Annotated in this window: 17 protein-coding genes and 1 tRNA gene; 4 read left to right on the forward strand and 14 right to left on the reverse strand. The window is 64.9% G+C overall.

Annotated features, from left to right (window positions below):
- From C100_RS34010 to C100_RS34020, 3 genes are read right to left on the reverse strand one after another with little or no spacing between them, the layout of a single operon-like run.
- Positions 1-1,347 carry an Nramp family divalent metal transporter gene (locus C100_RS34010; RefSeq protein WP_031309259.1) on the reverse strand — a complete coding sequence of 449 codons (1,347 nt, stop codon included), beginning with the start codon at positions 1,345-1,347 and terminating at the stop codon, positions 1-3.
- A 33-nt stretch (positions 1,348-1,380) separates the two neighbouring features.
- Positions 1,381-2,370, reverse strand: coding sequence for a ferritin-like domain-containing protein (locus C100_RS34015; protein WP_024019514.1), 990 nt, complete (start codon positions 2,368-2,370; stop codon positions 1,381-1,383).
- 27 nt (positions 2,371-2,397) lie between these two features.
- Positions 2,398-3,345 (reverse strand): ferritin-like domain-containing protein, encoded by a 948-nt coding sequence (locus C100_RS34020; protein WP_024019515.1) that lies wholly within the window; start codon positions 3,343-3,345, stop codon positions 2,398-2,400.
- A gap of 327 nt (positions 3,346-3,672) precedes the next feature.
- On the opposite strand from C100_RS34020, the gene C100_RS34025 reads away from it, so the two are divergent.
- Positions 3,673-4,263, forward strand: a complete 591-nt coding sequence (locus tag C100_RS34025; RefSeq protein ID WP_161633909.1) for a Crp/Fnr family transcriptional regulator — start codon at positions 3,673-3,675, stop codon at positions 4,261-4,263.
- Positions 4,264-4,359: 96 nt separating this feature from the next.
- Here C100_RS34025 and C100_RS34030 read toward each other — a convergent pair whose 3' ends face one another.
- The 9 genes from C100_RS34030 to C100_RS34070 form a co-directional block, all read right to left on the reverse strand.
- Positions 4,360-4,929, reverse strand: coding sequence for a fasciclin domain-containing protein (locus C100_RS34030; RefSeq protein ID WP_024019517.1), 570 nt, complete (start codon positions 4,927-4,929; stop codon positions 4,360-4,362).
- A gap of 81 nt (positions 4,930-5,010) precedes the next feature.
- On the reverse strand, positions 5,011-5,718 hold the full coding sequence (locus C100_RS34035; RefSeq protein ID WP_024019518.1) for an anti-sigma factor: 708 nt from the start codon (positions 5,716-5,718) through the stop codon (positions 5,011-5,013).
- Positions 5,711-6,271 carry a sigma-70 family RNA polymerase sigma factor gene (locus C100_RS34040; protein WP_024019519.1) on the reverse strand — a complete coding sequence of 187 codons (561 nt, stop codon included), beginning with the start codon at positions 6,269-6,271 and terminating at the stop codon, positions 5,711-5,713. The genes C100_RS34035 and C100_RS34040 overlap by 8 nt, the downstream gene beginning before the upstream one ends.
- A gap of 256 nt (positions 6,272-6,527) precedes the next feature.
- Positions 6,528-6,743: a hypothetical protein gene (locus C100_RS34045; protein ID WP_024019520.1), complete on the reverse strand. Its 216-nt coding sequence runs from the start codon at positions 6,741-6,743 to the stop codon at positions 6,528-6,530.
- A 114-nt stretch (positions 6,744-6,857) separates the two neighbouring features.
- Positions 6,858-6,934 (reverse strand) — tRNA-Arg (locus C100_RS34050).
- A gap of 62 nt (positions 6,935-6,996) precedes the next feature.
- A complete protein-coding gene (locus C100_RS34055) occupies positions 6,997-7,467 on the reverse strand; it encodes a DUF1178 family protein (RefSeq protein WP_024019521.1) in 471 nt (156 codons plus the stop codon).
- On the reverse strand, positions 7,464-8,294 hold the full coding sequence (locus C100_RS34060; RefSeq protein ID WP_031309262.1) for a carbon-nitrogen hydrolase family protein: 831 nt from the start codon (positions 8,292-8,294) through the stop codon (positions 7,464-7,466). Before C100_RS34060 ends, C100_RS34055 begins: the two co-directional genes overlap by 4 nt.
- Before the next feature lie 5 nt (positions 8,295-8,299).
- Entirely contained in the window at positions 8,300-8,557 is a 258-nt protein-coding gene (gene grxC, locus C100_RS34065; protein ID WP_024019523.1) for a glutaredoxin 3, read from the reverse strand.
- A gap of 59 nt (positions 8,558-8,616) precedes the next feature.
- Complete coding sequence (locus tag C100_RS34070) at positions 8,617-9,369, reverse strand: ComF family protein (protein ID WP_024019524.1); 753 nt, start codon at positions 9,367-9,369, stop codon at positions 8,617-8,619.
- Between the two features lie 41 nt (positions 9,370-9,410).
- Here C100_RS34070 and C100_RS34075 point away from each other — a divergent pair, with 41 nt between their 5' ends.
- Positions 9,411-10,277 (forward strand): methyltransferase domain-containing protein, encoded by an 867-nt coding sequence (locus C100_RS34075; RefSeq protein WP_024019525.1) that lies wholly within the window; start codon positions 9,411-9,413, stop codon positions 10,275-10,277.
- A gap of 143 nt (positions 10,278-10,420) precedes the next feature.
- Complete coding sequence (locus C100_RS34080) at positions 10,421-10,882, forward strand: cache domain-containing protein (protein WP_024019526.1); 462 nt, start codon at positions 10,421-10,423, stop codon at positions 10,880-10,882.
- Between the two features lie 76 nt (positions 10,883-10,958).
- Here the strand turns inward: C100_RS34080 and C100_RS34085 are convergent, their stop codons facing one another.
- Positions 10,959-11,843 carry a metallophosphoesterase family protein gene (locus C100_RS34085; RefSeq protein WP_024019527.1) on the reverse strand — a complete coding sequence of 295 codons (885 nt, stop codon included), beginning with the start codon at positions 11,841-11,843 and terminating at the stop codon, positions 10,959-10,961.
- A gap of 70 nt (positions 11,844-11,913) precedes the next feature.
- Between C100_RS34085 and C100_RS34090 the strand changes: the two genes are divergently transcribed.
- Positions 11,914-12,810, forward strand: coding sequence for a diacylglycerol/lipid kinase family protein (locus tag C100_RS34090; protein WP_031309264.1), 897 nt, complete (start codon positions 11,914-11,916; stop codon positions 12,808-12,810).
- A 43-nt stretch (positions 12,811-12,853) separates the two neighbouring features.
- On the opposite strand, the gene C100_RS34095 is transcribed toward C100_RS34090, so the two are convergent.
- The gene (locus C100_RS34095) at positions 12,854-14,011 is read right to left on the reverse strand and encodes a hypothetical protein (RefSeq protein WP_024019529.1); all 1,158 of its coding nucleotides are present in this window, start codon (positions 14,009-14,011) and stop codon (positions 12,854-12,856) included.
- Positions 14,012-14,094 lie beyond the last annotated feature (83 nt).

Genomic DNA, 14,094 nt, shown 5'->3' on the forward strand with positions numbered 1-14,094 from the left:
TCAAAAGAAGAAGTCGAGCAGAAGCTTGAGGTTGAGGATGATGATGACGGCCGAGATCGACCAGGCCACCCATCCAAGCCATCGCGGATTGACGAACTTGCCCATCAGCCTGGCATCGCTGGTGAATTTCACCAACGGCACGACGGCAAAGGGTAGTTGCAGGCTCAGCACCACCTGGCTCAGGACCAGGAGCCTGGTCGTGCCCTCCGATCCATAAAAGACGGCGACGATCACGGCCGGCACGATGGCGAGCATCCGGGTTACGACTCGTCGCGCCCAGGCGGGCACACGCAGATTGACGAAGCCTTCCATCACGATCTGCCCGGCCAGGGTCGCGGTGATCGTGCTGTTCTGGCCCGACGCCAGCAGGGCGACGGCGAACAGGGTGCTGGCGATGCCGGCGCCCAGAACCGGCGCGAGCAGGCGATGCGCGTCCTGGATTTCGGCCACGCCGGTCATGCCCGCCACATGGAAGGAAGAAGCCGCCAGGATCAGGATCGCGCCATTGACGAACATCGCCAGCGTGAGCGCGACGGTGCTGTCCACCGTGGCGAACAGCACCGCTTCCCGCTTGCCCTTTTCGCTCCGTTCGAAGCTGCGGGTCTGGACGATCGAGGAATGTAGATAGAGATTATGGGGCATCACGGTCGCGCCGATGATGCCGATCGCGATGTAGAGCATTGCCGGATCGGTGACGACGCCGGCGCTGGGAACAAGGCCCGCGCCGATCGCGGCAAGGTCGGGGCGAGACAGGAACAGTTCGATGGCAAAACAGCCGGCGATCACGATCAGCAGTGCGACGATAAACGCCTCCAACTGGCGAAAACCGCGCTGTTGCAGGAACAGGATCAGCAGGACGTCGGCGGCGGTCAGGCACACGCCCAGCGCCAGCGGGATGTCGAACAGCAATTGCAGCGCGATCGCGGTGCCGACCACCTCGGCCAGATCGCAGGCGATGATCGCCAGTTCGCACATGACCCACAACATCGTGCGCACCGGTGCGCTATATTCCGCGCGGCAGGCCTGCGCGAGGTCCATGCCGGTGACGATGCCCAGTTTCGCCGCAAGCGATTGCAGCACCATCGCCATGATGCTGGACAGCAGGATGACCGACAGCAAGGTGTAGCCGAATGCCGACCCACCGGCGAGGTCGGTCGCCCAGTTCCCCGGGTCCATATAGCCGACCGCGACGATGTAGCCGGGACCGGCAAAGGCGCCCATTTTCTTCCAGACGCTGCCGCCAGCCCGCGGCACCGCGACCGTCCGGTAGGAGCCGGGCAGGCTGGGCCTGATGGCCGGCATGTCCGTGGACGGCATTGCGATGTCGGCGGGTGGCGGAGGCGTCATGTATCATCCCCTCTGGAAGTAGTCGCTAGTTTGTCACTGGGCCATGCTGCTGTTCAGGCTGCCATTGAGGCCATTGGGGAAAAAGCCGCCCTTTTGTGCGGCGAGTTTCGTCAGATAGACGATGTTGAGCACTTCTCCGGTCGACCGGCTGTAGGCGATGCCATCGGCATCGGTCGGAACGATGTTCGATGCGCCACCGCTCGGGCTGATGCCCTGATCCTTGTCGCTCGCCCCGTCGAGACTGTCGCGCGCGTCGGATATTTTGTCGGCGGACGTGCGTAACGAGGGCGTGTCCACGCCCTTGCCGTAGAGCACTGTCCGAACCAGGGCGGCATGATAGGCTTCGGCGGCGAGGATGCCGGCCGCAGCCTCCAGGAACGTCTTGTTGGTGATGAGCGGCGAGGCGCCTTTATAGGCGGTGACCCCGACATCTTCGAAGATGAAGGCGCCCAGCAGGAAATTCTCGTCGCTGGCATAGGGGTCGAAGCTCTGGCCTGCCGGGATCAGGCCGGCCGCCTGGGCCGCGGCGGAGAAAGCCCCGGTTGCGTCGGACCCTATATCGATCGCGGGCTGGGCCACGGCCGTAGTGCCGATCGCGCCCCGCAGAAATTCGACATGGGCGCGCTCGTCGGCGGCAATTTCCCGCGCATAACGGGCGATCAAGGGATCGGTGAAGGCCACCTGGCGTCCGCCGGTGACTGCGCCCTGCGTGCCTGCGCCGCCCAATATGCCGCTCGGCAACCCGGAGCCGAAGGCGGCGAAATAATAGAATTGCGCCTCCAGATATTCGAGGTTCAGGGCAAAGTTCAGGACGTCCCCGTCCGTCACCGTCGGGGCAGGCGTGGGGGTTGGCGTGGGCGTAGGCGTCGGGGCCGGTGAGTCGTCATCGTCGTCGCAGGCCGACAGCAGGCTCGCGCCAGCCGCCACCACCGCCATCGAACCCGCCGCGCGCAGAAAACCGCGCCTCTGGTCACGGCGTCGCGCGCGCGCTTCAAAGGCTTCAAGCATCAGATCGTCTTTCATGGGAACATCTCCGTCGCAAAGAGGGGCTTAGTTCGCCGCGCTCATGTTGATGGTGCCGTTGACGCCGTTGGGGAAAAATCCGCCCCGCGCCGTCGCCATGTTGGTCAGATAGGCGATGTTGAGCACCTGTCCGGTCGTTCGACTGTAGGCGAGGCCGTTGGCGTCGAGCGGAACGATGTTCGACGCATCGCCGATATTGGCGATGCCCTGGTCCAGGTCGCTGGAACCGTCCAGACTGTCGCGCGCGTCGGAAATCGCCTCTGTCGCGTCGATCAGCGCGGGCGTTGCGATGCCCTTGCGATAGAGTGAGGTGCGGACCAGCCCTGCATGATAGGCTTCCACCGCCAGGATCCCGGCTGCCGCTTCGAGATAGGTCTTGCTGGTGATGAGCGGCGCTGCGCCCTTGTAGGCGGTGACCCCGACATCTTCGAAGATGAAGGCGCCCAGCAGGAAATTCTCGTCGCTGGAATAGGGGTCGAAGCTGGCTCCGCCACCGATCAGTCCTGCCGCGCGCGCAGCGGACGAAAAAGCGCCATTGGGATCGGTGCCGACATCGATGGCCGGCTGGGCGACGGCGGCGGTGCCCAGATTCTTGCGCAGAAAATCGACATGGGCGATTTCATCCTGCGCGATCTCCTTGGCATATTGAGCCACGACCGGGTCGGTGAAATTGACTTTCCGCCCGCCCGTGGCGGTGCCGGCATTGCCGCTGCCGCTGGTATATTTGGTGTCGATCGGCGTGCCGAACACCGCATAGGAATAGAAATTCGCCTCCAGATATTCGAGATTGAGGGCGAAGTTCAGAATGTCGCCATCAGATGGCGCGCTCTGCGCCAGGGCTGACTGGCTGCTCGCCGCAAAGCCCGCGCTGCCAAAGGCTGCCATGGCCCCGAGCGTTCGGAAAAAATCCCGCCTTTCTTCGCGCCGTTTGGCCCTGCGCTCCAAAGTTTCGATTGCCAGAATATCATCGGTCATCCCTTGATCCTCACTGACTGGTGGTCATGATGAGCGGGTGCGCGTCATCGGCGGGCTAAGGCGGGATCGGGTGACGAAGTTCCGGTTTTTACGCGGAAAAAAGAATCTGCGTACGCGAACGTACCCGGATGCATCCGCGACGCCGCCGGGTCCGTATCTGGTGGTTTGATCAGCATGAATTGCGAGGGCGTTTTGGTTGCCGCCATTCAGAAAGATACAGCGAACATCCTCTTGCGATCCTTGTCGCCGCCCGACTATGCCAGCGTCAGCCGGCATTTTACGCGGGTGGCATGTGCGCCACGATCGATAATCCAGCCCGCCGGGCAAATGATAGAATTTCTGGACTTCCCGGAGGACGGCATATTGACCCTCGGCAGCGACGCGGGCGCCCGCGCAGCCTGCCTGACGGCGCTGGTCGGACGCGAGGGCTTCATCGGCTGGTCAGCCCTGATGAATGCGCGCCTTTCTCCCTATCATATCCGGGCGGGGCGAGAAGGCGCCAGCGTCCTGCGAATGGAGATAAACCCGATGCTCCAACGCATGGAGGATCGGCCAAGTCTGCGCGCCAGCCTTTTGCGCTACGTTCATGCCGTGATGATCCAGATGACCGCCACGATCGTGTCGAGCAAGACCGATCCCATCGAACGGCGCCTGGCCCGCCTGATTCTGATGCATCATGATCGCGCGAGCGGCGACCACATCTGCGCCACGCACCAGGATCTTGCGGACATGCTGGTGGTTCGCCGCGCCAGCATTACGGACGCGCTGCATGTGATGGAGGGCGATCAATTGATCGCCAGCACCCGCAATCGGGTCGTCATGCGCAACCGGCCCGGCCTTTGCCTTGTGGCTGGCGATACTTACGGCGTGGCCGAAGAACATTATGGCCGGTGCGTGGCGTCCCTGTTTGGCTTGTGAGAAGCGCGCAGGGCGGGCGTGCATAAAGGGGGAAGCCCGCCGATCGACGGGCGATCGACGGGCTTCCGCAGTCCGGCGTTTAGATGGCCGATCGGGTCAGGGCATCAGAACCGTGTCGACCACATGGATGACGCCATTGGACTGCATCACGTTGGCGATCTCGATCTTGGAGGTGCCGCCCTTGGCATCGGTCAGATACCAGGCGCCGTCTTTTTCCCATGCGGTCAGGCTTTCGCCTTCCACAGTGGTCAGCATCGCCTTGCCGTCGTTCATTTTCGCCTTGGCCGCGATGTCGTCGGCGGTCATCCGACCGGCAACGACATGATAGGTCAATATCTTGGTCAGCATCGCCTTGTTCTCAGGCTTCAGCAATGTGTCCACCGTGCCGGCGGGCAGCTTGGCAAAGGCGGAATTGGTCGGGGCAAAGACGGTGAATGGCCCCGCGCCCTTGAGCGTATCGACCAGACCGGCGGCTTTGACCGCGGCGACCAGCGTCGTGTGATCCTTTGAGTTGACGGCGTTGTCGATGATGTCCTTGGTCGGGTACATGGCCGCGCCGCCGACCATCGGATTCTTGCCCATGTCCTTGGCGATGGCCGGAGCCCCGCTGGCGAGAAACAGGGTGCCCACCAATGCAAGCGAAAGCTTTGTCAGGTTAGTCGTCATAAAGGCTTCCTTCCTATGTCGCGCGTCCCGTCAGAGCGGGCGTGCAGGTCAGTTACGGAAGGGAGCGGTCAGCGGATGCAATCACAGCAGGGATATTTTTCCTGCGGCAATCGGCGCCGAACTGGGGGCGTCATGAGGGGCGCCGGACATTGCTTCCATGGTGACCGCCAAAGTCGCGCCCTCTGTCAGCAAGGGGCGATATGACGGATCGACGACAATGCGACTTTCAGCGCCGTCGGTAATCAGGCCAAGCGACCTGGGTTTGCCATCGGCGGGAATGATCCACAATTCGGGCGCGAGAGTGTCCGATCCTATCCCGGTGGGCCGCAGGGTCAGGTCACCCGACGCCGGGTCGTACCGCGCCAATATCATCGGCCCATCGGAAGCGCCGACCATCTGCGCCACCGCCACTGGCGCAGGAACGGAAAGCGGAACCGGCGCCGAGGGACGAAGGAGCATGACGAACGCCAGCGACGCGGCGATGGCCCCCGCCCCCAGCGCGCCTGCACGCCAGCGGCGCAATTGCCTTATGACCGGTTCGCGTAGCGATCCCTCGCCAAGACGGGTTTCGATGCCTGCCCACAGCGCGCCCGGCGGCGCGACCGGGACATAATCGTCGTAGAGCGCCGCGAGGCGATGTTCCCATGCATCGATCATGCCGGGCGCAAAGTCCGGATCAGCCAGCAGGCTGCGCAGCGCCGCCGCCCGCGCGTCGCCGTCCAGCACGCCAAGCGCCAGTTCGGCGGTGAGCGCATCGCGCTCCTCGGGTGTCAGGGGCGCGTCAGCCATCGCCGATACACGCCTTGAGTTGCTGGAGGCCGCGCCGTATCCAGCTCTTCATCGTTCCGAGCGGCACGGCCAGGCGATCGGCGAGCTGCGCATAGGTCAGCCCATCCATGAATGCGGTGCGAATGGATGTGCGCTGCCGTTCCTCCAATTGATCCAGGCAGGCAAAGATGCGTGCTTTGTCCTGGTCGCGCTCGATCATCAGGTCGGCTGCAAGTGTCGTGTCCGGGATTTGCGTCGCGGCGCTTTCGGGCAGCATGTCGGGACGGCGTGACGAGCGGCACCAGTCGATCGCGCTGTTGCGGGCGATGGTGCACAGCCAAGTGATCGGGCTGGCGCGCCCGGCATCGAACCGTCCGGCCCGATTCCAGATCTTGATGTAGACGTCCTGCAAAACATCCTCCGCAGCATCCCGGTCTGCACAGATACGGAGGCAAATGCCGAATAGTTTCGGTGACGTCATCTCATAGACCTGCCGAAGCGCCGAATGGTCGCGCTGCGCGACCCGCGCCAGCGCTGCGATCAATCGGTCGCGTTCGGTGTCTACGTCTCCCACTTGGGCAACCTAGCAAGCTTCCTTCTCATTTCAATCTTGGAAACCGGGGCATCTGCGCAAAACCCAACGTCATTGAATCGTCTTAATTTCTGGAATATTGGCAATCAAGCTGCCGCTTGAAGACGCCGGTTTGGTATTCCTCGCTGCTGCAGAGAAGTCCATCGCAGGCGGCGAGGGAGTCAGGCGTCAGTAATCGTCACCTTCAACGCAGGCCGCGACGTCATCGGCGCTTTTACAAGCGATTCGGGTAAGAGCCTCAGCCGCTGGGTAGAACGGGGCGCGCAATAGGGCAAAAAGCGGTAAGCCCGACCAGCCATCCCTGCCAGTTCTTGCCCTTCACCTCAGCCGCTTCGCAGCCGATGAACATAGCGCCGAACAGGACACCCATGGAAATGACGGCGCTAGCGATCCCTGCGCCGGTAGCGCGCAAAATGTCGATGAACGACGCGAGTATCTCGCCCCCTGTCCGCATAGAATGATCATATGGCAGCGAGAAATCTGGCGCCTCATGGTGCTTATCCAGCGCTTACCCTCGTAAATCGCCGGCGGTATCCGATGCGGAGGCTTCCGTTAATTCATTGAAAAATGGTGCACCCAACTGGATTCGAACCAGTGGCCCCCAGATTAGGAATCTGATGCTCTATCCTGCTGAGCTATGGGTGCCCGCCGACGGCTCTATTGCGGGGGGGGCATGTGGTCAATTCTTGGCGCGCATTTCCCGGCGATCAATTCTTCGCCTGGGGCGGGACGACCGGCAGGGGTAGCGGCGCCACTTCGACGCCTTCGGCGATCAACGCCTTCGCCTCGGCCGGGGCGACTTCGCCATGGATGCTGGCGCGGTCCTGTTCGCCATAATGCATCGCCCGCGCCTGATCGGCGAAATCGCGTCCGACCCAGGTGGAGTCCGCCAACAGCTTTTGCTGCGCCTGCGCCACGGCTTCGACAAGGGCGCGCATCTTCGCCTGGTCGGCGCCCGTCGTCGCCGGGGCGGCGGGCTGTTCGCGCGGGGCGAGCGCGCGGCGGTTGCCCTTCGCCCCGACAGCGGGCGCCATCACCGCCTTGGTCACGGCGACATCGCCGCAGATCGGACAAGCGACCAGCCCGCGCGCCTGTTGCGCGTCATAATCGGCGCTGGACCCGAACCAGGCTTCGAACACATGGCCATGGGCACCGCATTTAAGGTCGAACACGATCACGAAACAGTTACGTCCTTCGATATCTCACGGCGGTTGGCGAGGGCGGGCACCCGCCCGCGCACATCCCCTATGCGCGAGAGGTCAAGATCCGCAAGCCCCAGCCCGGATGCATCGCCCATGTCGAGCAATATGTCGCCCCACGGATCGATCACGACGCTATGGCCATAGGTGGTCCGCCCGTCCTGATGCGCGCCGGTCTGCGCCGTGGCGATGACAAAGCATCCCGCCTCGATCGCACGGGCACGGAGCAGCACATGCCAATGGGCCTGGCCGGTCGGCACGGTGAAGGCGGCGGGCGCCAGCAATATGGTCGCACCCGCATCGGTCAGGGCGCGGTAGAGATCGGGGAAACGCATGTCGTAGCAGATGGAAAAGCCCATCCGGCCCCAGGGCGTATCGACGGCGACAACCTGCTCCCCCGGCCCATAGACCGAGGATTCGCGCCAGCTTTCCCCGGTGGCGAGATCGACGTCGAACAGGTGGATCTTGTCATAGCGCGCGCGAATGTCGCCATTGGCGTCGATCAGGAAACTGCGATTGGCCCAGCGCCCGTCGGCCCGCTCGCCCTTCAGCGGCAGCGATCCCACATGTATCCACAATCCTTCGCGCGCCGCCGCCTCGCGCACTGCGGCCAGCACGACATCATCACCCTCCGCCCGCAGCGTCTGCGCCGCGCGCGTGCGGTCGCGATCCAGATAGCCGGCCATTTCGGGCGTGAAGAGCATGTCCGCGCCCTCGCCCTTGGCGCGCCGGGCCATCGCCACGATCGCGGCGGCGTTGGCTGCGGGATCGATCCCGCTGGTCATCTGGAACAGGGCGGCGCGCAGGGTCGTCACAGGCCGAGCAGCTCGTCCAGCTTGCCCTCCCGGTTCAGCGCGCCCAGTTCGTCGCTGCCGCCGATATGCTGCCCGTCGATGAAGATTTGCGGCACGGTGGTCCGGCCGGGCGCGCGGGACAGCATCTCGTCGCGCTTTGGCCCGCCCATGCTGATGTCATATTCCTCGAACGCGGCGCCCTTGCCGTCGAGCAAGGATTTCGCCCGCGCGCAATAGCCGCACCAGGCCCTGGTATAGATTTCGACTTTCGCCATGAAATAACAGCTCCTTTCTCATGAAAATGGGGGTCTGCGCCATATTGTCAATCAATCCGTCATGGCGCGTCGCCATCGGGCAGCGCCCGCGCCCAGCAAAGCAACCGCACATCCGCCGCGCCGCCGCGCCTGAGGACCAGGGCGCAGGCCGCCGCGGTCGCCCCGCTGGTATGGACATCGTCGATCAGCAGCACCCGCCGCCCCTGCATCCCATGCCCGTCCGCCAAAGCGAAGGCGCCGCGCACCGCCCTGGCCCGCTGCGCCGGATTCATGCCCCGCAGCGGCTGCGTCCGCCGCACGCGCCGCAAGCCACGCCTGTCCACCGGCCATCCGGTCAGGCGGCCCAGATGATCGGCGATCAGCGCCGACTGGTTGAAGCCCCGGCCCCACAGCCGCCAGCGATGCAGCGGCACCGGCACGATCAGCGGCGGCGCGCCGTCCCCAACCGCACCGACATGGCGCAGCATCTGCCGCGCGATCAGCCGGGCAAGGCCGATGCGCCGCCCATATTTGAGCCGCAGCGCCACCGTGCGCGCGACATCGCCATAGGCAAGCACGGCGCGGGCGCTGTCCCAGGGCGGCGGATCGGCGAGGCAGGCGCCGCATTCCGCCCCCGCCTCCATCTCATGCGGGAATGGCAGGCCGCAGCGCGCGCAGCATGGCTCACCCAGGAAGGTCATCCCGCTCCAGCAGGTCAGGCAGAAAGCGAAATCCTCACCCACGATGGCGCCGCAGCCGGGGCAGCGGGGCGGCAGCGCATAATCGATCGCGGGGCGCAGCGCGGCCTTGAGAAGCGGGGCGAGAGGCATCATCTGCCTTGTCCCCGCTTCGCCCCCGATGCACAAGGCCCGCCATGACCGCAACCGAACCGCGCCCCGATATTTTCGACCGATCCCTGCGCGCGCGGCGTCGCGACCGGATGCTGACGGCCTTTGCCGATCATGACTTCCTGCACCGGGCGATGCTGGACGAATTGCTGGAGCGGCTGGGCGATGTGCAGCGCGACCTGCACGAGGCGCTGGTGATCGGCTGTCCCGATGGCAGCGCGAAGGCGGCGCTCGAAGCGATGGGCAAGCGAGTCGCCTGCGCCGATCCGGGCTTTCTGGCGGCGAACCAGGGCGGCGGGGTGCAGGCGGACGAGGACGCCCTGCCCTTTGCCGATGCAAGTTTCGACCTCATCCTGGCCTGCGGCACGCTCGACAGCGTCAACGACCTGCCGGGCGCGCTGATCCTGATGCGGCGGGTGTTGCGCCCCGACGGGCTGATGCTCGCGGCTTTTGCGGGCGCAGGGAGCCTGCCCCGCCTCAAGGCCGCGTTGCTCGCCGCCGAGGGCGACCGGCCGGGCCAGCATGTCCATCCGCAAGTCGATGTGCGATCGGCCGGCGACCTGCTGAGCCGCGCCGGTTTCGCCATGCCGGTGGCGGATGGAGAGACGCTGACGATCCGCTATGGCGATGTCGTGCGGCTGATGCATGACCTGCGCGGCATGGGCGCGGGCAATATGCTGGCGAACCGGCCGCCGGCGCTGACCCGCGATGTCATCATGCGCGCCGCCGCCCATTTCGCCGACGCCGCCGACCCGGACGGGCGCACGGGCGAGCAGATGGCGATCGTCTATCTGTCGGGCTGGCGGCCGGACCCGAGCCAGGCCCAACCGGCGCGGCGCGGCAGCGCCACGGCATCGCTGGCGGAGGCGCTGAAGGGGAAGCCGGCGGGATAGACGCGCGCGCGCCTCCCTCATTCCAAAGGTCGATTTGATCCATGTCCAAGACGGGGCGGGGGGATCGGCGCAAGACCCTTCGCATCGTCGGCACCGCGCCTGTCCGCGCGGATATAGGCACGGCGACATAAGGAGGTAGACCCATGCGCTTTCATCCCCGCCTTTTGCTCGCCGCCTGTGCGCTCGCGCTGCTGCCGGCCAGCGCCCATGCCGCTCCGCGCGCCACCGCCGCCGATGCGCGCGCCATGCTCGAACGGGCGGTCGCCCAAGTGCATGAGGTCGGCGCGCAAGCGGCGTTCGCGGCCTTCAACCAGCCCGATGGCGCGTTCAATACCGGCGAGCTTTATGTCTTCGCCTTCGACCTTGACGGCATTTACGAAGCCTATGGCGCGCATCCGGGACTGGTCGGCAAGGATGTGCGCGACCTGACCGATGCCGAGGGCAAGCCGATCGTGCGCGACATGATCGAGATCGCCAGGACGTCCGGGCGCGGGCAGATCAACTATGTCTGGCTCAACCGCGCCGACAATCATGTCGAACATAAACTGTCGCTGATCGAACGGGTGGGCGAGCATGTGATCGGCGTGGGCTATTACGCCGACTGACCGGCGCGCCGGGTTCGCTTTGCCCGGCGCCCTGTTGCGAGGATAGCGAAAGGATCGGATGGCGGGGGTGATGCCGTCAGACGCGGGCCGCGCCGGCGCGTCGCGGTTCGGCGCCGACCCTCGGCGGGTCGATCACGTCGCGCGCGGTCCAACCCTGGCCATCATGGGCGTAGTCGACGTGGCTGGCGCGGCGGAATCCGGCGCCGTCCCAGACGATGACCTGCAATTCCATCTCGTCATGGCGGCGAACATGCAGCCAGTTGAAACTTTGCGGCTCGTCATTGCGCAGCCGGGTCGATGTGGCGGTGCCGGCCTGGATCACCAGCGCGCCACCGCTATGCGCCACCATTTTCTGCGCCGCTTGCGCATAGGTGCGGTGGAAATGGCCCGCCAACGCCAGATGCACGCCGGCCTGACACGCGGCCTGCACCGCATCTTCGTGCCGGCCGACCGCCTCGCTCAATTCCCCGCCCTTGCCGATGGGCATGGCAAAGAGCGGATGATGAGTGACGAGGATGCGGGTCTTGTCGGGGGCGACGGTCGCGAACCGGCGCCGAAGAATGTCCATTTGGTCATGGTTGATCCGCCCGTCCTTGATCGTCAGCGACCGCGCGGTGTTGAGGCCCAGGATCGCGACCTCGTCATCCTCGTAAAAGGGGCAAAGCGCATTGCTGATATAGCGTTTGTAACGCCGCAGCGGCGCCATGAAGCGGCGCACGACGTCATAGAGCGGCACGTCATGATTGCCCGGAACGACCAGCGTCCTGAGCCCCGCCGCATGCAACCGGCCCAGCCAGGCGGCGGCCTGCCGGAATTGCGCCACGCGCGCCCGTTGCGTGAAATCGCCGCTGATGATGACGAGGTCGGGGCGGCGTTCCTCCAGCCAGGCGGTGGCGGCATCGACGATCCTGGGATCGTTCGCGCCGAAATGAATGTCGGACAGATGAGCGATACGGGCCATGCAGGAGTAACGGATCGGCGGCGAAGGGTTTCCCTTGGACCCCGAATCGATCCGGCGGAGTTATTGCGGCATGGAAATGAAACCCCTCCCCAAGGACGCCATTCTGGTGGTCAACGCCCATAGCCGACGCGGGCAGGATCTGTTCGCGCAGGCCCGGTCCAAGCTGGAAGCGGCCGGCGTCCGCCTGATCGCCGCCCACGCCGTGGAAGAACCCGAACGGATGGCCGCGACCGTGCGCGACGCCGTCGATAGCGGCGCGCCGATGGTGATCGTGGGCGGAGGCGATGGCTCCATGTCGGGCACGGTCGACGAATTTGTCGGCAAGGATTGCGTGTTTGGCGTGCTGCCGCTTGGCACCGCGAACAGCTTCGCCCGAACGCTGGGCCTGCCGCTCGACCTGGACGGCGCGGTGCAGGCGATCGCGGCGGGACGGCGGCGGCGCGTCGACCTGGGCATGATCGACCGCGATTATTTCGTCAACGCCGCCTCGCTGGGCCTGTCGCCGATGATCGGGCGGACGGTGCCGCACAAGCTGAAACGCTATCTGGGGCGGGTCGGCTATCTGGTCTGGGCGGCGAAATGTTCGGTGGGCTTCCGCGCCTTTCGCCTGACGATCGATGACGGGACGCAGGAACATCGCCTGTGGTCGACCGAAGTGCGCATACTCAACGGCCCCTATCATGGCGGGGTCGCGCTGTCCGATCGCGCCGAGGTCGATAGCGGCGAGATCGTGGTGCAGGCGGTGGTCGGCCGCAGCAAGCCACGGCTCGCCTGGGACTGGTATGCGAAATTCTTCAGGCTGCGGGACCGCAACGCGCATACGCAGGAATTTCATGGCACGGCGTTCCGCATCGCCACGAAACCGCGCCAGCGCATCTCCATCGACGGCGAAGTGCTGGCAAAGACGCCGGTGACGGTGAAGGTCGCGGCCGGCGCCGTCGAGGTGGCGGTGGCCGCGGACGACTGACGCCGCCCCCGGTCCCTGCCCGCCCGGAGATGATGAACCCGACCTACAGCGGCTTTTCGTAGATCTGGTAAATCTTGTTCACCTCGCTCCCGATGGCTTCCGCGATCGCGTTCATGCCCTGATTATCGTCCAGCACCCAGCCGATTTCGCCCCGTGTCGCGCCATAGCGGGTGATGGCGTTGCGGCGGATATATTCGATCATCATGAAGGCGAGCTGGCTCGCCATGCGCGAGGATTGCAGCCGCTGCACGACGCCCATCAGCGGCACGCGCATGGTGCGCACGCGTGGCTTTTTCAGCCAGCGCAGCAGCTTGATCCAGCCAAAGGGAAAGAGCGAGCCGTTGAGCGGGCCGAGCGCCTCATTCAGGTCGGGCAAGGTCATCATGAAGGCGACCGGCTCGCCGTCCAGTTCGGCGACCATGATCAGGTCTTCGAACACGATGGGTTTAAGCTTCTTGCCGCTATGGGCGACTTCGTCGTCCGTGATCGGCACAAAGCCCCAATTCTGGCCCCAGGCATCGTTCAATATGCCCAGGATGATGGCGGCCTCTCGATCGAAATTTTTCCTGTCGACCTGGCGGACGCGGATGCGGCCGTTTTTCTCGCCCGACTGGATGATGCGCTGGATCAACGGCGGAAAATCACGGGTGATGTCCAACTCATAGGTTTTGAGCTGCTTGGCGGGGACGTAGCCTGCGCCTTCGATCATCGCCTGATAGGCCGGGCTGTTATGGCCCATCATCACCGTGGGCGGATGGTCATGGCCTTCGATCAGCAGGCCCGGCTCTTCCCAGATGGACAGCGAGATCGGCCCCAGCACGCGGGTCATGCCCTTGGCGCGGAGCCATGTTTCCGCCGCCGCGATCAGAGCCGCGCCGGTTTGCGCATCCTCCGCCTCGAACATGCCGAAATTGCCGGTGCCCGGCCCCATGCCCTGTCCGACCGGCTGTTCCAGCGCGAGATGATCGATATGGGCGGAAACGCGGCCCACCACCTTGCCGCCGCGCCGGGCGAGGAAATATTGCGCTTCCGCATGGCCGAAAAAGGGATTCTTCCCCGGCGTCAGCAGTTCCTTCACCTCGGCCTTGAGCGGCGGCACCCAGTTGGGATCATTGGCGTAGAGCCGCCAGGGCAGGTCGATAAAGGCCTGCATGTCGGCCTTGCCGGAAACGGGAGTGATGACCAGATCATTATGCGCCACAGGTGCCGCCTTCGCAAAAACAGGAAGATGCAGTGCAGTTCGTCGCTTGTTTGCGGAATGTCAATCATGCGCGCGACGGCAGA

The organism is Sphingobium sp. C100 (assembly GCF_000508185.1).
Lineage (GTDB): Bacteria > Pseudomonadota > Alphaproteobacteria > Sphingomonadales > Sphingomonadaceae > Sphingobium.